Consider the following 20,248-nt stretch of genomic DNA (forward strand, 5'->3'; position numbering starts at 1 on the left):
CCCGCCATGTCGTTGAGGGATGAAGTCGCGGCCATGATGCGAGGCGTTGCCGCGACAGCGGTAACGCCGCGTTTCCGCATGCTTGCCGATCATGAGATCGCCGAGAAGAGTCCGGGCGAGATCGTCACCAGTGTCGATCGCGACGCCGAACGTCGCTTGCACGACCAGCTGGAGACGCTGGGAATCGGGGCGCGTATCGTCGGCGAGGAAGCGGCGGCGCACGAGCCGGGACTCCTCGACGACATCGGCCAGGGCCTGGTCTGGCTGATCGACCCGCTCGACGGCACCGCCAATTTCGCTGCCGGCCGCGCGCCCTTCGGCATGATGGTGGCGCTCGTCGAAGACGGCGTGCCTCGCGCCGGCTGGATACTGGATCCCCTGAGCGGACGGCTCTGCCATGCCGAATGGGGTGCCGGCGCCACCTGCGACGGCGTTGCCGTGCGGACCCGCCCGACGGAAGGCCCGATGCCAATCGCAGCATTGGGAACGCATTTCATGACGCCCGAGCGCCGTGACCGGGTCAACGCCCATGCTGCGCAGCATTTCGAGCTGGTGCCAGTCCCGCGTTGTGCCGCCGAGAGCTATCCGCGTCTGGTGCTCGGCCAGAATGATCTCGCGGCGTTCCAGCGCACCCTGCCCTGGGATCACGCCGCGGGCGCCCTGTTCCTGACCGAAGCAGGCGGCGTGGTGACAGACTGGAATCGAGCCCCCTACCGGGTCGGCTCCGGCCGCGGCCTGCTCGCCGCGGCCAATGAACGCCTCTGGGAAACGGCCGCCGACATCCTGCTTGGTTCGGCAGCCGGCCTGACCGCGAGCCTGATCGAAAAAGAAGATTGCACCACATGACGACCCCCTGGAAGCAATTGCTGGCCGGCTGCGTGTTCGCGCTACCGCTGATCCCGGCACAGGCATCAGCGCAGTTCTCCCCACCAGTGTCGCCAACGGAGCAGTCCGGCGGAGGGGCGAGCGCGATCTCACGGGGTGCCGCGGCGGCGCAGGTCGCTGTCCCGCCCGCCGAGGTGCGTTCCTACCAGCCAACCGTGATCGATGGCTCGCCCGCTTCACCAGAGGCCAATGGCACCGACCAGCCGGCGCCCCGTGCCGCGCGGACAAAGCCGGTATCGCCTGTCGCCAACGAGTTCGAGACATTTGTCTCGAACGCGGCCGGCAAGCCGCTGCGCCGCTTCGGTGCCGAATTGCTGACACCGGGCGGGCGCGATTTCACCGCGCCCTCCACCACCATCGTGCCGCCGGACTATCGCCTCAACCCCGGGGACGAAGTGCTGCTCGGCCTGACCGGATCGGTACAAGCGGCGGATCTGCGGCTGACCGTCGACAAGGAAGGGCGAATCTTCGTGCCCCGCGTCGGCGCCATCACTGTCGGCGGGGTTCGTTATGGCGACCTGCGCGACGTCATCGCCCGCCAGGTGGCGCGCCAGTATCGTGCGTTCGACCTGCAGGTGACCGCAGGACGGCTGCACGGCATCACCGTCTATGTCACCGGTTTCGCGGCGACCCCTGGCTCCTACACCGTCAGCAGCCTTTCGACATTGGTCAACGCCGTGCTCGCGGCCGGCGGCCCCGCCCCCGGCGGAAGCTTCAGGTCGATCCAGCTCCGCCGGAACGGCCAGTTGATCTCCGACTTCGATCTCTACGACCTGCTGCTCAAGGGCGACAAGAGCGGCGACGCCGCATTGCAGAATGGCGACGTCATCTACCTCGCGCCGGCCGGAGAGCAGGTGGCGGTGATCGGCAGCGTCAATCGCGAGGCCATTTTCGAGATCGCCCCCAACGAGACACTCAACGACGCGATCCTCTATGCTGGCGGCATCAACACCGTGGCCGATGACAGCCGCCTGATGGTGCTCGACTCTCTCGGCAAGACCGAGTCCGGCTGGCGGCAGGTCACCGCCGCCGAGGCACGCACGCAAAAGGCCCGGCGCGGCGACATCATCCGCATCCTCTCCAATGTCGGCATCGCCCGCCCGCTCGATCAGCAACCGGTGCTGGTGACGATCAGCGGCGAGGTGGCCCGGCCCGGCCGCTATTATTTCCGTCCCGGCACGAAAATGGAGGACGTGGTAGCACAGGCGGGCGGGCTCACCGCCCTCGCCTTTCCCTATGCGAGCGTGATCACGCGCGAGAGCGTGAAGGCGCAGCAGAAGCTGAGCTTCGACCGTGCGATCCAGGACATGGAATTTCAGCTCACCGCCCAGCCGGTCGTCTCCGCCAATCGCGCTCAGCTCGCCCAGCCGGGCAATCTCGCCTTGGTTCGTTCGATCGTCGAGCAATTGCGCGCGCGCGAGCCGAGCGGCCGGCTGGTGTTCGACCTGCCGGTCGCCGCAGCCGCCTTGCCCGGCGACGTGATCGTCGAGAACAACGACACCATCTATATTCCGTCCCGCCCGGTGACCGTCGGCGTCTTCGGCGCGGTGCCGAGCCCCGCCTCCTTCGCCTATCGCGAGGGCGCCACGATCGGCGACTTCATCCAGTCTGCTGGCGGCGTGCAGCAACTGGGCGACAAGGCCGAGATCTTCGTGGTGCGGGCCAACGGCACGGTGGTCGCGAACGGCAAGCGGGTGCTGCGGGCACCGGCGCTGCCGGGCGATCTCGTCTATGTGCCGGTCGATGCCAATCGCGGCGAGTTCTGGGCACGTCTTCGCGACATCACCGGCAGCCTGTTCGGCGGGCTGGTCGGTGCCGCCTCGATCAAGTCGCTCGCGCAATGAGCGTCATGGCTCGCGCCGTCGGCATCGTCCGCAATCAGCGCTCGCGCCGCATGACCTATGCCGTGCTTGCCTTGCTGCTGGCCATATTCTGCCTGATCCCACGCCCTTATGTGGCCCGGGCGAAGATGGTCCCGCAAGACAGCAACAGCGTCGGGCTCGGCTCGATGATGAACGCGCTCGGCGGGCAGCTCCAGGGTTTCGCAGCATTGCTCGGCGGCGCCAAGCAACCGGTCGACATGTATCTCGCCATCTCGCGCGGCACAGAGGTGACCGACGACGTGATCCGCCGGCTGCGGCTGGTCGGACCGCAGGGCTATGCCAGCATCGACCAGGCGCGTGTCGCCCTGGCGCAGAAGGTTGACGTGCATTCCCTGACCGGCGGCATCGTCGAGGTGGAAGTCCGCATGCACGATGCGGTCCGGGCACAGGCGCTGACCGAGGCCTATGTCCGCGCGATCAGCGACCGGATCATCGCGCTGGGGCGCGACCGGGTTCGCCGCAAGCGCCAGGTGGTGCAGGATCGCTTCAAGGAAGCCGCGGCCCGGGTGGCGACGGCGGAAACCGCCCTCGACGGTTTCCGCCGGCGCAACAACCTCGCCGAGCCCGAGGCACAGCTGGGGTCGGCACTGTCGCTGCGGACCGGGCTAGAGGCGCAGCTTCAGGCCAAGCTCGTCGAGCTTGAGACGCTGCAACGCTTCCAGGGGCCGGACAATCCACAGCTCCAGTCGGTCCAGTCGGAAGTCGCCTCGATCCGCGCCCAGATCGCGCGCACCGCACAGGCCCGGCTTGGCGTCACGGGGCCCAACGTCACCGGCCTTTCGCAAGTCTCCGGCGAATATCTCAACCTCTATCGCGACTATCGCTTCGCCCAGGCGCTCTACGAGGTCTATGCCCGCTCGTCCGAGGAAGTGGCGGTCGAAACGCTCGCGTCGGAAACGGCGTCGGACGTGCAGATCATCGAGGCGCCGCGCCTCGATGCCGACCGGAAGTACAATATCTCCGCTGTCGCGCTGCTTGCGCTGGTAATCCTGACTGCATTGTTCACGGAGATCTATGCACCGGCGACCGGCATCGACCTCGGCCTGCGGCGGCGCGAGGATGACGAACGATGACACCCCGCGACGGGGCAATCGAGCTGTCGTTCGTCATCCCCTGCTACAATGAGGAAGAAAATGTCAGGGCGATCTGCACGGCGGTAACGGCGGAAGGCGAGCGCCATGCGCGCTCGCACGAGATCATCCTGATCGACAATGATTCGACCGACCGCACCCGTGCCCTGATGCGCGAGCTGTGCGCCGGGGACCCGCGCATCCGTGCGATCTTCAACAACCGCAACTATGGCCAGATGCGCTCGCCGACCTACGGCATCTACCAGGCCGAGGGTGCCGCGGTGATCGGCATGGGCGCCGATTTCCAGGATCCACCCGCGATGATCGGCGCGCTCGTCGAGCAATGGCGCGCTGGTGCCCAGGTGGTGCTGGGACAGCGCCGGTCCGAACGCGCATCACCATTGCTGAGCCTCGCCCGCGGACTGGGCTATGGTTTCCTGCGCCGCTATGGCGACTATCCGGTTATCCCCGGCGCGACCGGTTTCGGCCTGTTCGATCGCGCAGTGGTCGACACGCTCGCCGCATGGAACGAGCCCGAACCCTTTTTCCGCGGCATGGTGGTCGAAAGCGGCTTCCGCATCGCCGTCGTGCCGTTCGACCGGCCGGAGCGTGCGGCCGGCGAGACCAAGAACGGTTTCGCGACCCTCTTCTCCTTCGCCCTCTCCGGACTGGCCGGATCGGCCAAGTCGCTGCTGCGGCTGCCCATTCCCCTCGCCTTCCTCGCAGCCGCCGCAGTCATTCCGCTTTCCGCCGGGACGATCGTGACCGCGATCGGCGGCGGCAGCGCCTGGCCCCTGTTCGGGGTGACGCTGGCCACGGCGATGTTCGCGGTGCTCCTGCTCTTCCTCGGCCTGATCGGCGAGCAGGTACGCATGCTTGCCGAACGCAGCCGCAACGTGCCGCTGGTGATCGAGCGTGAACGGCTCAACTTCCCCCGGGACCGCGCCCGGCCCGCCGAACGGACGCTGGTCCGCAGGCCATGAACCGGCGAGCACTGCCGTCCCTGCTGCCCGAGATCGCGCTGATGCTTGCCGTGGTGGCGAGCGTCGCGTGGACGGCATGGCGTTTCCACGACCTCGGCTATCTGCCCCAGCCCTTCGTGTTCGATACCAACGACACCTTCATGGACTGGTTCAACACCGCCTATTGGGCGAACCATCCCGGTGCCTTCTCGGTGTGGCGCACGGTGTACCCGCCCTTGTCCTTCGTCTTCCTCGACCTGTTCAGCCTGCCGGGCTGCTATCTGCAGTCGCCTTTCCATGCCCGGGACTGCGACTGGGTGGCGCGCACCACGATCCTGGCGCTTTATGGGCTGAACGTCGCGCTCGTCTGGTGGAGCTTCCATCGCACCGACCCGCGCACCGCGCCTATGCGAGCGATTGCCTTCGGACTGGGCCTGCCGCTGCTGTTCACGCTTGAGCGCGGCAACCTCATCCTGGCCGCCCTGCCCTGCTTCATCCTCGCCCATGGTCCGCTCGTCCGCTCCGTGGCGTGGCGATCCTTCGCCGCTGCCGCGACGATCAATTTCAAGCCCTATCTGCTGCTGCCGGTACTGGCGCATGCGGTCAAACGCGACTGGCGCCCGCTCGAACTGGCGGGGATCGCCACCATCGCGCTCTATCTGGTGACGCTCGCGATCATCGGCAGCGGCTCGCCGATGGAAATCGCGGCGAACACCGCCAACTGGGTGGTCTTCCAGGGCGGGCAGGTATGGAACGAGATCCATTATTCGACCAGCTATGCTCCGCTGCTCCAGGTCCGCAACTCGCAGATCCCGGTGCTCGAGTTCGTACCGTCGCGCACGGTCGAGATGATCGAATGGCTGGTGCCGGTGGTGATCCATGCAAGCCAAGGCATCGCGGTGCTGGCGCTGGCCGCCGCCTGGCTTCAGCCGCGCGCGCAGCCGTCCTATCGCATCTCGACGATCCTGCTCGGCATGTTCCTCGTCACCCAGTCGCCGGGCGGCTACACCCAGGCTTTCCTGCTGTTCCTCGTCCTGCTCGAACCGTGGCGCGGCATCGGGCCGGTCGTGGCGATCGTCTGCGCCTATCTGCTGTGCCTCGTGACCGACTGGCCGCTCTCGACGGTGCTCGATCTTTCGCTCGAAAGCTGGCTCGGCGGGCGGCCGGTGAGCCCCAGCTTCGGCCTCGCCATCGGGCATTTCATACGACCGGGTCTGGTCGCGCTGATCCTCTGGGCGCTGGCGCTCGACAGCGTGGCTCGCGTGGTTCGCGCGCACCGGGAGCATCGCCCGTCGCTCGGGCTGGTACCCGCATGATCCTCGACGAGGATCTCGATGCGGTGCAAACCGCGCTCGCGCCGCTCTGGCCGCGGCTGGACGGCGCGCGCATCTTCATGACCGGCGGCACGGGCTTCATCGGCCGCTGGATGCTCGAAGCGCTGGCCCGCGCCGAGGTCGACATCGACGTCACGATCCTGAGCCGCGATCCGGGCGCCTTCGCCAGCAGGGTACCGCATCTCGCCCGGCGCTTTCGGTTCGTGGCGGGCGACGTCCTCAGCTGCCTGCCGCCGGAACGCCGGTTCACTCATGTGATCCACGCCGCGACCGATGCCAGCGCCGCGCTCAATGCCAACGATCCGCGTCTCATGTTCGACACGATCGTCACCGGCACGCGCCGGGCGCTCGATCTCGCCGTCGAATGCGGCGCCAGGCGCTTCTTCTTCCTCAGTTCAGGTGCCGTCTATGGCGCGCAGCCCTGGCATGTCGCGCATGTCCCCGAGGAGTGGGCGGGCGGCCCCGATCAACGCGATCCGCGCTCGGCCTATGGCGAGGGCAAGCGCGCGGCCGAGATGCTCTGCGCCATCTATGGCAAGCAGTTCGGGCTCGACGTGGTCAATGCGCGCATCTTCGCGCTGCTCGGGCCGCTTCTCTCGCTCGATATCCATTTCGCCGCGGGCAACTTCATCCGCGACGCCATTGCCGGGCGCACGATCCGGGTCGACGGCGCGGGAACGGCGGTACGCTCCTATCTCTATGCCGCCGACCTGACCGTCTGGCTCTGGACGTTGCTGATCAGCGGGGACGCGGGCGCGGTCTTCAATGTCGGATCCGAGGAAGCGGTGTCGATCGCCGACCTGGCGCACCGGACCGCCGCCCTGCTTGGCGGGCCCGGCGTCGAGATTCTCGGCCGGCCCGATCCCGGCTGGAACCCGGGCCGCTACGTACCGTCGACCGAAGCGATCCGCTGGGCGCACGGCCTCTCTCCCACGATCGCCCTCGACGAGGCGATCCGGCGCACCGCGCTTTCGAACGGATGGACACGATGACCCTGATAAAACTCTCCGACTGGGTGGCGAAGCAGCTCGTCAGGCACGGTATCGAGCATGTCTTCATGCTCACCGGCGGCGGTGCGATGCACCTCAACCACTCGCTCGGCACGCATCCACGCCTCGCGACGACCTTCACTCATCACGAGCAGGCGCTGTCGATGGCGGCGGAGGCCTATTACCGGCTCACCAACAAGCTGGCGGTGGTGAACGTGACGTCCGGGCCGGGCGGGACCAATGCGATCACCGGCGTCTATGGCGCGTGGGTCGATTCGATCGGCATGCTGGTGCTCTCCGGCCAGGTGAAGCGCGAGACAACGGTGCGCGCCACCGGCCTGCCGCTGCGCCAATATGGCGACCAGGAACTCGACATCGAGGAACTGGTCCGCCCGATCACCAAATATGCGACGATGGTGACTGATCCGCGATCGATCCGCTACCATCTCGAAAAGGCGATCTACCTGGCGACCAGCGGGCGTCCCGGGCCGGTATGGCTCGATATCCCGCTCGACGTGCAAGCGATGAAGATCGATCCGGATACGCTGGCGGGCTTCGATCCGGCCGAGCTCGACGAACCCTGGACTCATACCGATCTGCCGTCCACCGCCGCGGCAATTCTCGATCGCCTCCGCAAGGCAGCGCGGCCGGTGGTGTTCGCTGGCGGTGGCGTGCGGCTTTCCGGCGCCTATGCCGGTTTCCTGCGCCTGATCGACCGGCTCGGCGTTCCCGTCGTCACCGGCTGGAACGCGCACGACGTGCTGTGGAACGATCATCCGCTCTATGCCGGTCGCCCCGGCACGGTGGGCGACCGCGCCGGCAATATGGTAACCCAGAGCGCCGACCTGCTGCTGGTGCTGGGCAGCCGCCTCAACATCCGCCAGGTAAGCTATAACTGGCAGAGCTTCGCGCGCGAGGCGTTCAAGATCTGGGTCGATATCGATCCGGTCGAGTTACGCAAGCCGAACGTGGTGCCGGACATGCCGGTGGTGGCTGACCTCGGCACGCTGATACCGGCGCTGCTCGACCAGCCCTATGAAGGGCCGACAGCCGGGCATCGCGAATGGATGAACTGGGCGAGCCAGCGGGTCAGCCGCTTCCCCGTGGTGCTGCCCGAATATCACGACCACGGACCGCAACTTCACCCCTATGTCGCGATGGATGCCCTGTTCCGGCAGCTCGGCGAGGATGATGTCGTCGTCACCGGCAATGGCAGCGCCTGTGTCGTCAGCTTCCAGGCAGCCGAGATCAAGCGCGGCCAGCGGCTCTGGACCAATTCCGGCTGCGCGACGATGGGCTACGACCTGCCCGCCGCGATCGGCGTGTGTGCAGCGACCGGCGGCAAGCAGCGGGTGATCGCGATCGCCGGCGACGGCAGCATCATGATGAACCTGCAGGAGATGCAGACGATCGCCGGCTACGGCATGCCGGTGAAGGTCTTCCTGATCAACAACAGCGGTTATGTCTCGATCTTCCAGACTCACCGCAACTTCTTCAACGGCGTCGAAGTCGGCGGTGGCCCAAAGAGCAACGTGACCTTCCCCGATTTCGGCAAGGTCGCCGCCGCCTTCGGCTTCGCCTATTTCCGGGCGGAAACTCACGACGAGCTGCCCGGCACCATTGCCGAAGCCCTTGCCGCGCCGGGGCCGGTGCTGTGCGAGCTGATCGTCGACGAAAATGTCTCCTTCGCGCCCAAGCTCGGCGCCAAGGCGCATCCCGACGGACGGATCACCTCGCCCGCGCTCGAGGACCTGTCCCCCTTCCTCCCGCGCGAGGTGCTGCGCGAGAATATGCGGATTCCGCTATGGGAAGAATCGTGAAGGCCGGGGTAGCCGGCAACGGACGACGCCCATTGCGTTTCCTGGTGGCGGGGGCGGCGAACACCGTCTTCGGCCTGGGTATCTACCCGCTGCTGCTGTGGAGTTTCGCCGCGCTCCAGCATCACTATATGCTGGCGCTGGCCATCGCCCAGGCGGTGAGCCTGTGTTTCGCCTTTGCGACCTACAAGCTCGGCGTGTTCAGGACCCGCGGCAATCTGGCCCGCGAGTTCGGCGCTTTTTCCAGCTTCTACCTGTTCAACTATGCCGCCAACTGGGCCGCGTTGCCATTGCTGGTCGAGGTCGCCGGCCTGCCGCCGATACTGGCCCAGCTGGGTTTCACCGCGATCCTGATCGTCGGCAGCTACTTCTGGCACAGCCACGTTACCTTCCGGCCGGCTGGAAAGGAGACATGATGGACCATGAATTCCTGCGGCGCCCATGCCCGCTATGCGGCACCGATGACGCTCGGGAGGAAGTCCGCAGCGCGCAGCGTGCCGAAGCGAAGACCCTTGAATCGCTTCGCCCGTTCTGGTCCGGGCTTTTCAAGGAAAAGCTGTTCTTCTCCTATCATCGCTGCCTCGCCTGCGGGCTGCTCTACAATCCGATCTTCTTCGACGGCCCGCAGCTCGCCAATCTCTATTCGAGCATGGCACCGAATATGGATCTCGTGACCAGCGACGCGATCGCCGCCACGCAGCGCGGCTATTTCGAGGCGGCAGCGGCGCGCGCCATGCTCGATGGCGACTATCTCGAGATCGGGCCCGACATCGGCTATATCGTCGGGGAAGCGGCGCAGCGCGGCGATTTCGGGCATTTCTGGCTGTTCGAACCCAATCGCGCCATCCATGATCAGCTGCGCAGGGCAACGGGCGGGCGCCCCGCGACGGTGCTTTCCGACATGGACGATCTGTCCGCCGTGCCGGACGGTTCAGTCAGCCTGGCGGTGATGGTGCACGTGCTCGACCATCTGCTCGATCCGCTTGCTGCCCTTGCGCAGATTCGCAGCAAATTGCGCGCTGACGGCACGCTGATGATCGTGACCCATGACGAGCGTTCGCTGCTCCGCCACGTGATGGGCGTGCGCTGGCCGCCCTTCTGCCTCCAGCATCCGGAGCTCTACAATCCGACGACGATCAACAATCTCCTGATCCGCGCCGGCTATGGCGAAGTGGCGGTAGACCGCAGCTACAACCATTTCCCAATCGACTTCCTTGCCCGACAGGCGGCCTGGACCGTCGGCTTGAAGCTCGACCGGGTGCCGCTACCGGCCTTTTCGATCGCACTGCGCCTGGGCAACATGCTGACGCTCGCGAGCGCGACGGCTCAGGCGGCCGAACGCTCGTCCAGCCGGCTGGTAACGGTTTGATAATCGGCGATCTGCGCGCGCGTGACAGTCAGCGCGTCAGCGCCGGACGCCACGGCCTTGTGCCACGCAACGATCCAGTCGAGCGCCTGATCGAGCCCAAGAGCAGGGCGCCAGCCCAGCGCCGCCCGCGCCTTGGAGCAATCGAGCCGAAGCAATCCGGCCTCGTGCGGGCGTGGGCCGCTATCGGGCATCGCGTCGGCCGCACCGCCGCCCCAGCCAGCCCGCATCCTCTCCACGATCCACGACACCGGGCGGGCATCCTCGTCGGCGGGCCCGAAGTTCCAGGAATCGGCGAACTGTCTTTCGCCGGCCAGCAACCGCTCCGCGATCATCATGTAGCCGCCGAGCGCTTCAAGCACATGCTGCCACGGCCGTACCGCATCGGGCGCGCGGATCAGCGGCGCCGCACCGGCCTCGAACGCGCGGACCAGGTCGGGCAGCAACCGGTCCGCCGCCCAGTCGCCGCCGCCGATGACGTTGCCGGCACGGACCGACGCGAGCAACGGGCCGCCTTCGGCGAAGAAGGAACGGCGCCAGGCCGATACGACCAGTTCGGCCGCGCCCTTGCTGCTGCTATAGGGGTCGTGCCCACCCATCGGGTCGCTTTCGCGATAGGGCCAGATCCATTCGCGATTCTCGTAGCATTTGTCGCTGGTGACACAGACGATCGCCTTCACGCCGGGCGCGCGCCGTGCCGCCTCGAGCAGATGAACCGTGCCCATCACATTGGTTGCGTAGGTCTCGACCGGCTCGACATAGGACAGGCGGACGAGCGGCTGCGCGGCGAGATGGAAGATCACCTCGGGCCGGCTCGCCTCCACCACCGCCCGGACGGCCGCCAGGTCGCGTACGTCGCCTTCCACATGCCTGACCAGCCCGGCGACCCGAGCCGTCTCGAACAAACTCGGCTCGGTCGGCGGCGGGAGGGCAAAACCAGTGACGTCAGCCCCCATCGCGTCCAGCCACAGGCTGAGCCAGCTCCCCTTGAAGCCGGTATGCCCCGTCACGAGCACCCGGCGGCGGGACCAGGTGCCGCTCACCAGCGCTTCCATGGCGCGCTGCCGGTGTTCCACAGTTCGTCGAGCTGCATCTTGTCGCGCAGCGTATCCATCGGCTGCCAGAACCCGTCATGCTGATAGCTCATCAGTTCTCCGCACCGTGCCAGCTGCTCGAGCGGGCCTGCCTCCCAGACGCTCTCGGGCCCGTCGACCAGATCGAGCACCGACGGATCGGCAACGAAGAACCCGCCATTGATGCGCCCTCCGTCGCCAGCGGGCTTTTCGCGGAAATCGGTGACGCGGTTACCATCGAACTCGAGCGCGCCGAAGCGGCCCGGCGGCGAGACCGAGGTGATCGTCGCGCGGAGCCCATGCGCCTTGTGGAAGCGCACCAGCTCCGCGACATCGATATCGGCGACGCCGTCGCCATAGGTGAAGCAGAAGGGCTCGTCTGGATCGAGATAATGACGGATCGCCGCCAGCCGCCCGCCGGTCATCGTCGCAGGGCCGGTCTCGACCAGGGTGATGCGCCACGGCTCGCTGCGGGCATAATGCACCTCCATGCCATTGCCGCCGCGCAGGTCGATCGTGACGTCCGATGTGTGCAGGAAATAATTCGCGAAATATTCCTTGATCAGATAGCCCTTGTACCCGAGGCAAATGACGAAGTCATTGAATCCGGCCGAAGAATAGATCTTCATGATGTGCCAGAGGATCGGCATTCCGCCGATCTCGACCATCGGTTTTGGCCGAACGCTGGTTTCTTCGCCGAGCCGGGTGCCCAATCCGCCGGCCAGGATTACGGTTCGCATCGTCGCTCCACGTCATGTCTTTCGATACCATGACGAAACCGATCGCTCCGGCCCGTAACCGGCTGCTCGTCCAATGGACGGAAGCTGGAATATTGATGCTCATCCTGGCGATCGCGGCGGGATTGCGGATTCATGGCGTCGGCTTCGGCCTGCCCGCGTTGAACGATCCGGACGAGCCGCTGTTCGTGATGAAGTCGCTCGACATGCTGCGAAACCACAGCCTCAATCCGGGCTGGTTCGGTCACCCCGGCACCACGACCCTCTATTGCCTCGCCCTGGTCAGTCTGGGCGTGGGTGGCCTCGGCATTGCCACAGGCCGCTTCGCCGACAGCCAGGCGCTCATGGCAGCCGTCTACGCCGATCCCGGCATCCTGTTCCTGCCAGCGCGGCTGTTCATCGTCGCCTGCGGCGTCGCCTGCGTCTGGCTCACCTGGTCGCTCGGCAAAAAGCTTGGCGGCCCGAGGCTCGGGCTGATCGCCGCGGCGTTCCTCGCGGTGAACTCGGTCCATATCGAATATTCGCAGATCATCCGGACCGACGTGCAGGCGACGGTCTTCATGCTGCTGAGCACCCGGTCGGCGGTGGCGATCGCGCGCGAGGGACGGCCGCGCGATTATCTGATGGCCGGCGTCTGGGCAGGCCTTGCCTGCGCGACCAAATGGCCGGCGGCGATCATCGTCCTCAATCCGCTATGCGCCGGCCTCTATCGGGGCTGGCATGATCGCCATGAACTGCGCCGCGTCGCGCTGCTGCCCGTCATGGCGCTTGCCACCCTGCTGCTCGTCTCGCCCTATCTGCTGCTCGATTATCCCACGGTAGTGCAAAATCTCGCCGGTGAAGCGCGGACGGCACATCCCGGTGCGACGGGCGGCGGTTTCCTGGCCAATCTCGCCTGGTATGCGGGCCATCCGCTATTGGCATCGTTTGGCGGGGCAGGCCTCGCCCTGGTCCTGCTCGGCGCGATCGGCGCATTGAGTCGCCTGCGGGTTGCAACCGTCGCAGTTCTGCCCGGCGCCCTCGCATTCCTGTTGGTCATCGGCGCTCAGGCCCTGCTCTGGGAACGCTGGATCGTGCCGCTGTTGCCTTTCGCGGCGATCGCGGCAGCGGCGGCGCTGTGCTGGCTGGCCGACTGGTTGCGCGCCCGGGTGAATCGCCGCCTCCCCCTGCTCGAAGCCATGGCAGCGCTGTTGCTGGCGCTCCCGATGCTCCAGGCCGCGAAGGTCAGAGCAACGGAGCGCGCGCACGACACGCGCCAGGCGGCCAGCGCCTGGATCAGGGAAAACGCTCCACCCGGCAGCCGGATCGTAGTGGAACATGCCGCGTTCGATCTGCTTCAGATGGGCGCCTGGCGCTTCCTGTTTCCCCTCGGCTCCGCCGGCTGCGTCGATGTCGAGGATATCCTCGCCAAGCGAATCCGCTATTCGGAGGTAGAGACCCTGCGATCGGGACGGGCCGTCGTCGATCTTGCCCATGTGGATGCCCCGCTGCTTCCCACCTGCCGCGCCGACTTCGTCATCCTGAGCCATTATGACGGCTATCGTGCCGACCCGGCACATTTCCCGGACGAACTCGCCCGATATGCCCAATTGCTGCGCGGTGGCAGGCAGGTCGCCGTGATCCGTCCCAAACCCGGTATCCGGACCGGGCCCGTGGTCCGGATCATCAGCCTGTCGCCGGCACGATAGCCTCTGGCTCTATCGTCAATAATCCTTGGAATAGCGCAGGTTGATCGCGGTGCCGTTGGAGCCGCCGGTTTGGCTCAGGATGCTCAGCGCCTTCGACAGGGCGATCTCGATCTGGGTTGCGGTGAAGCCCCGGGTATCGGTGACGATCTCCACATAGATATCGTTCGAGATATATTTGCCCGCGGCGACCGACGTTCCGCGTCCGGTCGCTTCGTCCGCGCCGAGAACCCGCAGGCGATCGATACCGGAAGCCGAACGCAGCTTGCCGAGCGGATTGAGCCCGCCGCCCGAGCCGCGCAACGAATTGAGCGCGGCGGCAAGCTGGATCGCCTGCATCGGCGACAATTCGGTCACCGAATTGCCGAACAGGATTCGCGAGAGCAACTCGTCCTGTGGCAGGCTGGGCGAGGAGCTGAAGGTGATCTGCGGGTTCTGCGCCCGGCCGGCGATATTGATCGTGACGGCGGTGCCGGAAATGGTCGCCGTCGCCTTCATCGACAGCAACGGGTTCGTCACCGCGCCGCCCTCGAAACGGATCACGCTCTCCTGATCGAGATCGAAGCGCTTGCCCGCGAAATTGTAGGTGCCCCGGACCAGATCGACATTGCCGATGACTTCCGGCGTGGCGGAGGTGCCGCCGACCCGCAAATCCGCGCTCCATTCGCTCTCCAGGCCCATGCCGGAAACGAACAGGCGATTGTCGGCATGGATTCGCAGGTCGAGCTTGAATAGGCTGGGCACGCCTGCCGCCGCCGCGGCGGCATCGCTCGCTGCCTGGGCGCGGCTGGTGCCCTTACGCCGCACGCCCTGTAGCTCGGCGACTTCGGCCGCGCCCTGGCGGATGATCTCATACCGTACCTCGGGCAAGTTCAGCGTGCCGGAGACCAGACCGCCATTCGCCTTGCTGTTGGTGACGGCGATATCCCCCGAGACGGTCGCGCCAAGCGCATCGCTGCGGGCAAGCTGCGCGTTGCTCAATGTAGCCCTTATATCGATCGGGAAGCCCGCATCGGCCCCGAAGCCGACACTACCCTTCGCCGAAACGCTGCCCTTCCCGGCACGTCCGCTGAATTCGGTGATCTCAAGCCGGTCGCTGGTGAAGCGGCCGTTCAGCCTGATAGCGCTGATGCGCGTGCCGTAGGTCTCATTGTCATAAGCGAGCGCGTTAGCCCGGATCAGGCCGGTCAGTTGCGGGCTGGACAGGCGTCCGGAGAAATCGGCGGCGATGCCGATCTGCCCGGTAAGCGTCTGGTTCGCGAGGCCCGCCAGGCTCCACAGCACGTCGGCCGGGCCATTATAGCGAATTCCGCCGCCCAGCGGCGCATTCATCAGGGCGGTCGTCCAGTCGCCCTCGCCGACGGGCTGCAACCGCACCTGCGCCCGGCCGATCGCCGCCCCACCGCGCTTGATGAGCGCACCCAGCGTGCCGCCTTCGGGACGGAGCGTGCCAAGCGCGGAGATGTCGACCGGCGTCGACACGACCGCGGCCCCCGAACGCGTGAAACCGCGAACGTCGAGGTGCAGATCGGCGCGTGGCATGCCCGCCCCGGCCTGGACGAAGTCGAGGCTGCCGGTCGCGCGTCCGCCAATGCCCGCACCGGCAGCGAACGCATTGAGGATCGCGAGATCGAAATTGTCGAACCGCGACTGAAGCTCAAGCGTCTTGCCATAGCGCCCGGCAACCCGGACCTGTCCTTGCGGCACGACGATCGCGACCGGCGCAAGCACATAGGTGCCATGATCGTTCCTGATCATCGCCGGCTGGGCCAGATAGAATGCCACGGTGCCGACCTGGCCCTGTGCCGCGACCCGGTACAGGTCAGGCGAAAGCTGCGCGTTGGCGGCGACGCGAAAGCTCACGCCGCTCTCGCCGTTGGCGACGACTTGCGCGGTGCCGTGGCCACCCTGATAATTCACCTTGGCGCGCGCGGTCTGGAGGTAGAAGCTTCCCTGGCGGACGCCGGCAAGCTGCATATCGGCGACGATTTCCGGCGCCTTGGCATAGAGCGTGATCGTCGCCTCGACGATCGCGCGTTCGATCACGAGCTTCGCCTCGCCGGGGATATGCGCGCCGTTTGCGCGGGCCGAAACCTGGGCGCGCTGCACGGCGCCGACCGCCGACAGGGTGACGGTGCCGTTGATCCCCGACCCGTTGGCGGTGAGCCGGCCCAGGAACGGACCCGCGGGCGCCTGACGAACCGTACCGGCAAAGTCGACCCCGGCGAAACGCGCACGGTGGATGTCGATCGTCAGCGGCCCACCGCCGGTGCGGATCAGCACGTCAGCGTTGAACGGCCCGTAGGGCGATCCGCCGGTCGCGACCACGGCATAGCCGGTGCCGGTGCCCCGGATCGTCGCCTCGACATCGCTGAGCTGCACGCCGACATTCGGTCGGCTCGCGCGCAGCCTGATCAGCGGGCGCTCGGCGGTGCCCGACACGGCAAGCGCGAGCGGACCATATTGCGTCGAACTGCCCTGCGCGGTGAAGGCGATTCGGCCGTCTGGCAGATAGCTGCCCTGGCCTCCGGTGAGGCGGAAGCTTGGTGCCGCGACGCGCAGATTCTCCACGCGGAACACGCCCTTCGGATCGAAGCTGATGTTGCCGACAATCACGGCGCGGCCGCCGAGGAAATTCTCGACGCCCGCATTGTCGAGCTTCACCGTGGTGACCCCGAACCGCCCCTTCAACCCGAAACCACCCGACGCGACGGTAACCAGTTTCATGTCGGTCGTCGCGTTGATGATGCCGACTCCGTCGATGCGGTAATCGTTGATCCGGCCCTTCAGGCCAGCACGATATATACCGGTCGACAGGTCGGCGACCACGATTGCGGTCGCATCGATCTGCGGCGAACGGATGCGCAGATTGTCCGACAGGATGGTATCCCCGGAAATCGCGAACTCGCCGTTCACGGTCACCTTGGTGAGCAATCCGCCAGCCGCCGCGTTCAACCCGGTGACTCGCGCGATGCGCGCGGAGACGGGCACGATGATCCGGTCGGCATCAACCCGGCTGCGTCCCTCGGCATAAAGGCCCTGCACCACGGTCTTGTCGAAGCCGATCGCCGCCGCGCTGATCTTGTAGTCGACCAGCGGCCGGACAAAGGCACCGTCGAGGCGAAGCGAGGCGCGGACATCGCGACCGTTGAGATTCGGTGCGATCGATCCCGGGGTAAGCAGCCCTGCCTCGACCTGCATGCCCTCGAAACGGCTCTTCGCCAGATCCACCACGCCATTCGCCGTCACCGCCAGCGCATTGGAGCGCAGCGACAGCCTTGTGGTCGCGCGGCGCGCAGCGAGCGTGGTGGTGAAGTCGACCAGCAACGCCGGTGCTGTCAGCCGCTCGACCGGCCCAGCCAGGATCAACCCGGGATGAAGCGGCCCGCGCACCGTGAAGGTGCCGTTGCGCGCGGTGACATCCAGCGCGGCAAGCGTCTTGCCGCCGAGCGCTGCCTCCGCCTTGCCCTGCCAGGACGACCAGCTTCCGCGCCCGTTGATCTGCGCGGCCAGCGGCCGCTTCAGCCCGGCCATCCCTGCGACGATCCCGCCGGCCGGAGCATTGAGTCGCGCGTCGACGATCAGGCGATCCTGGTCCGGCACCGCATCGAGCACGAGCGCAAGCCGATCGCCCCCGTCGAGCGCGGCGGCGTTGCCGGTGATCTGCGCGCGACCATCGGCGATATGCGCCACCGCATCGAGCGTCATCGCCCGCCGCGTGCCCGTGATCGGCGCGCCGAGGACGAGGCGTCCGACCTTCAGGCGCCCGATATCGATGTCGATATCAGGCAGGGTAGGCGCATTGGGATCGCTCGGCACCGGCTTCAGTTCGGGCAACCGGGCGAGCGTGATCAGGGGCGCGGCGGCGGAGCGTATGTCAGCGTGGTTGCGGATGAAGGCGAAGGGCCGCCAGTCGAGATCGATCCGCGGCGCGGTCGCGAAGACTCCCTTCGGGTCGCTGATCCTCAGGTCGCGGATGGTGAGCTTGCCGTAGAGCGAGCCGTCCAGGCGCCCGAGCTCGACCTTGAGGCCGGATGCCGTTTCATAGCCTGAAAGCTTGCCGACCAGGAAACGCCGGCCGGGGTCGGTGTTCAGCGCGAAGACCGCGACGATCGCCAGGGCGAGCAGACCGGCGACCGCGATGGCCAGCCAGGCCGCGATGCGCCCGATCGGGAAACGGCGGCGCGGTGCCGGTGCGGCGGTCTCGACGTCGGTTTCCGGCATCAGAAGGCCTGTCCGATCGAGATATAGATCGCGACCTTGGATTCACCCTTGCGCCGGCCAAGCGGAGTGGCGACGTCAAAGCGAACCGGGCCGAAATTGGTATAATAGCGCGCGCCGATTCCGGCGCCGTAGCGCAGGTCGGTGAACTTGGGCTGGGTCGAGGCATAGGCCTGGCCGACATCGAAGAAGGGCACGATCCCGAAATTGCCGAACCGGTACCGCGCCTCGATCGCGCCCTCGACAAGGCTGCGCCCGCCCACCGGATCATTGTTGCTGTCGCGCGGGCCGAGTTGCTGATAGCCGAAACCCCGCACCGAGCCGCCACCGCCCGCATAAAGCCGACGCGAGGGCGCGATCGCATCGCGCGGTGCGCCGGCGATCGAGGCAACGCGGATTCGACCCGCCATCACCAGGCTGTCCGTGACCGGGTAATAGGTGCTGCCGTCCACCTGGGCGCGGATATAACGATAGTTGCTGCCTTCGGTCTGTGACGTTTCGGGGCTGATGCGGACCATCGCGCGGAAGCCCTTGGTCGGATCGAGCAGGCTGTTGGTGCTGTCGAAACCGACCTGGCCGTTTATCCCGGCAATGCCGTAATTCTGATAGGCGCGCTTGCCCGTCGCCGCCTGGAACGTGTCTTCGCGCGATCCGAGCAGTTCGAAGCCATAGGCCCAGGTCCAGCGCTTCTGCCAGATCGGCGTTGAATCAAGCGAGATCCGGCCGTTGATACCCAGGGTCAGCGCCTTGTACGCGTCGAAATTCTGGCGGTTGGCGGTGACCGAAAGCAGCACCGTCTTGTCGCGCCGTCCCGCATTGGCCCGGCGGAACGTCGCGGCCGCGCCCTGCTCCTGGGTTCCTGCCGTGCCGCTGAAGGCAAGCGACCCTTCCGGGCCGAACAGATTGCGGTGTGTCCAGCTCGCATCGAGCCGCAGGCCCTGCCCGGTCGAATAGCCGGCAGTCGCGGCCAGCCGTCGGGGCTTGCCCGCATTCTGGGTAACGAGCAGGTCGACCACCTCAGTCCCGTCGGGCGCGATCTGGCCCGTACGCCGCGGCTCGACCGCGACGCTGTCGAACAGCCCGGTCGCGACCAGCGCCTCGCGCAGATCGTTGACCCGGCGATCGTCATAGAGCTCGCCAGGCTTGAACCGCGCGAGGACGCCGACATGTGCCGCGTTGAACGCGAGCTTCCCGGTCGTCGAGTAGGTGCCGAAGGAGGAACGCGGTCCGGGATCGACCGGCAGCGTATAGGCGCCGAGATGAGTCGCATCGTCCAGTTCGATGTCGCGTTCCCCGACCTTGACGAAGGGATAGCCCTGTTGCGGCAATTGCAGCGCCACGCCGCCCTCCGCCGCCTCGATCGCGCTGGCGACGATCGGATCGCCGGTCCGCAGCGCAAGCGCGCTCCTGACAAGGCCCGGCGGCACTGTCTCTGGCCCCTCGATCACGATGGCGCCGAGCGTATAGCGCGAACCGGGCGAGGCATTGATCGTCGCGGTGACTCGACCGGGCTGGTTCTGCACCGGCTCGACCAGCGAGGAGACCACACCGTCATAATATCCCTCGGCGCGCAGCATGCGCAGCGCCAGGCCCTCATCCTCCCTGGCACGGGCTGAAATCACCGCGCCGTTGGCACCCTTGCCGTCCCCCTTGTCGAGCGAGGAGAGTGCGCGGAAGGGATGTTCCAGGCCGACCGCTTCCAGCCCCTCTACCTTGACCGAGTACCGAAGCTCGGGTGGTGCATCGGAAGCCTCCTTGCCGGTGGCCGCGGCAGGCGGCTCGACATCGAAACCGGCGAGCGGCGGCAGCGGTTCGGCGAGTGCCGGGTCGACCGTCGCGGGCGCGGTGACGGGCTGCTGCGCGGGTTGCGCACCGGCAGGAGTGGCCGGCTGCACCACCGGCATCAGATCGATGCTTTCGATCGGCGCGAGCGGCTGGTTCAGGGCGGGGTCGATCGCTGGCAATGCCTGCTCGAACTGCGAATCCGGGATGATCGGCGCGTCGGCACCCTGTCCTGCGGGATCAGTCGCCTTGGCGGATTCCTTCTGGCTGTCCCGCGCCTGCTCAAGCGGATCTGGACGCCGTTGCGCTGCGGCAGGTTGCGCCATCGCGCATGCGCTGGCCAACAGGATGACGCTCGACCGTGAATGCAAAACCGCTTGCCCGCCCCCAGCTAGAATAATCGGCTACTCTCGCAAAGCCTTACGGTTCACGAGCATAGCGGTC

At 66.7% G+C, this 20,248-nt stretch carries 14 protein-coding genes; 10 read left to right on the forward strand and 4 right to left on the reverse strand.

Annotated features, from left to right (window positions below; translation table 11 throughout):
• The first annotated feature begins 33 nt into the window (after window positions 1-33).
• The 9 genes from P0Y59_07270 to P0Y59_07310 are packed head-to-tail and all read left to right on the forward strand — an operon-like array spanning window position 34 to window position 10,309.
• Window positions 34-846, forward strand: a complete 813-nt coding sequence (locus P0Y59_07270) for an inositol monophosphatase family protein (GenBank protein WEK01470.1) — start codon at window positions 34-36, stop codon at window positions 844-846.
• Window positions 843-2,729, forward strand: coding sequence for an SLBB domain-containing protein (locus tag P0Y59_07275; GenBank protein WEK01471.1), 1,887 nt, complete (start codon window positions 843-845; stop codon window positions 2,727-2,729). The genes P0Y59_07270 and P0Y59_07275 overlap by 4 nt, the downstream gene beginning before the upstream one ends.
• A gap of 5 nt (window positions 2,730-2,734) precedes the next feature.
• Window positions 2,735-3,841, forward strand: a complete 1,107-nt coding sequence (locus tag P0Y59_07280; GenBank protein ID WEK01472.1) for a capsule biosynthesis protein — start codon at window positions 2,735-2,737, stop codon at window positions 3,839-3,841.
• Window positions 3,838-4,821: a glycosyltransferase family 2 protein gene (locus P0Y59_07285; GenBank protein WEK01473.1), complete on the forward strand. Its 984-nt coding sequence runs from the start codon at window positions 3,838-3,840 to the stop codon at window positions 4,819-4,821. Before P0Y59_07280 ends, P0Y59_07285 begins: the two co-directional genes overlap by 4 nt.
• Window positions 4,818-6,116 (forward strand): hypothetical protein, encoded by a 1,299-nt coding sequence (locus tag P0Y59_07290; protein WEK01474.1) that lies wholly within the window; start codon window positions 4,818-4,820, stop codon window positions 6,114-6,116. Before P0Y59_07285 ends, P0Y59_07290 begins: the two co-directional genes overlap by 4 nt.
• Complete coding sequence (locus tag P0Y59_07295; protein WEK01475.1) at window positions 6,113-7,126, forward strand: NAD-dependent epimerase/dehydratase family protein; 1,014 nt, start codon at window positions 6,113-6,115, stop codon at window positions 7,124-7,126. Before P0Y59_07290 ends, P0Y59_07295 begins: the two co-directional genes overlap by 4 nt.
• Window positions 7,123-8,943, forward strand: coding sequence for a thiamine pyrophosphate-binding protein (locus tag P0Y59_07300; GenBank protein ID WEK01476.1), 1,821 nt, complete (start codon window positions 7,123-7,125; stop codon window positions 8,941-8,943). Before P0Y59_07295 ends, P0Y59_07300 begins: the two co-directional genes overlap by 4 nt.
• Complete coding sequence (locus P0Y59_07305) at window positions 8,940-9,356, forward strand: GtrA family protein (GenBank protein ID WEK01477.1); 417 nt, start codon at window positions 8,940-8,942, stop codon at window positions 9,354-9,356. Before P0Y59_07300 ends, P0Y59_07305 begins: the two co-directional genes overlap by 4 nt.
• Complete coding sequence (locus P0Y59_07310; protein ID WEK01478.1) at window positions 9,356-10,309, forward strand: class I SAM-dependent methyltransferase; 954 nt, start codon at window positions 9,356-9,358, stop codon at window positions 10,307-10,309. The genes P0Y59_07305 and P0Y59_07310 overlap by 1 nt, the downstream gene beginning before the upstream one ends.
• Here P0Y59_07310 and rfbG read toward each other — a convergent pair.
• Together rfbG and rfbF are read right to left on the reverse strand one after the other, a co-directional pair.
• A complete protein-coding gene (gene rfbG, locus P0Y59_07315; protein ID WEK01479.1) occupies window positions 10,267-11,349 on the reverse strand; it encodes a CDP-glucose 4,6-dehydratase in 1,083 nt (360 codons plus the stop codon). The two genes, P0Y59_07310 and rfbG, sit on opposite strands and share 43 nt — an antisense overlap.
• Window positions 11,346-12,119, reverse strand: coding sequence for a glucose-1-phosphate cytidylyltransferase (rfbF, locus tag P0Y59_07320; protein ID WEK01480.1), 774 nt, complete (start codon window positions 12,117-12,119; stop codon window positions 11,346-11,348). The genes rfbG and rfbF overlap by 4 nt, the downstream gene beginning before the upstream one ends.
• A gap of 29 nt (window positions 12,120-12,148) precedes the next feature.
• Here rfbF and P0Y59_07325 point away from each other — a divergent pair, with 29 nt between their 5' ends.
• A complete protein-coding gene (locus tag P0Y59_07325) occupies window positions 12,149-13,804 on the forward strand; it encodes a glycosyltransferase family 39 protein (protein WEK01481.1) in 1,656 nt (551 codons plus the stop codon).
• 15 nt (window positions 13,805-13,819) lie between these two features.
• Here the strand turns inward: P0Y59_07325 and P0Y59_07330 are convergent, their stop codons facing one another.
• Window positions 13,820-18,025: a translocation/assembly module TamB domain-containing protein gene (locus P0Y59_07330; protein WEK01482.1), complete on the reverse strand. Its 4,206-nt coding sequence runs from the start codon at window positions 18,023-18,025 to the stop codon at window positions 13,820-13,822.
• Window positions 18,025-20,130: a BamA/TamA family outer membrane protein gene (locus tag P0Y59_07335; protein ID WEK01483.1), complete on the reverse strand. Its 2,106-nt coding sequence runs from the start codon at window positions 20,128-20,130 to the stop codon at window positions 18,025-18,027. Before P0Y59_07335 ends, P0Y59_07330 begins: the two co-directional genes overlap by 1 nt.
• Window positions 20,131-20,248 lie beyond the last annotated feature (118 nt).

Origin of the sequence: Candidatus Sphingomonas phytovorans (assembly GCA_029202385.1) — a bacterium.
GTDB lineage: Bacteria > Pseudomonadota > Alphaproteobacteria > Sphingomonadales > Sphingomonadaceae > Sphingomonas > Sphingomonas phytovorans.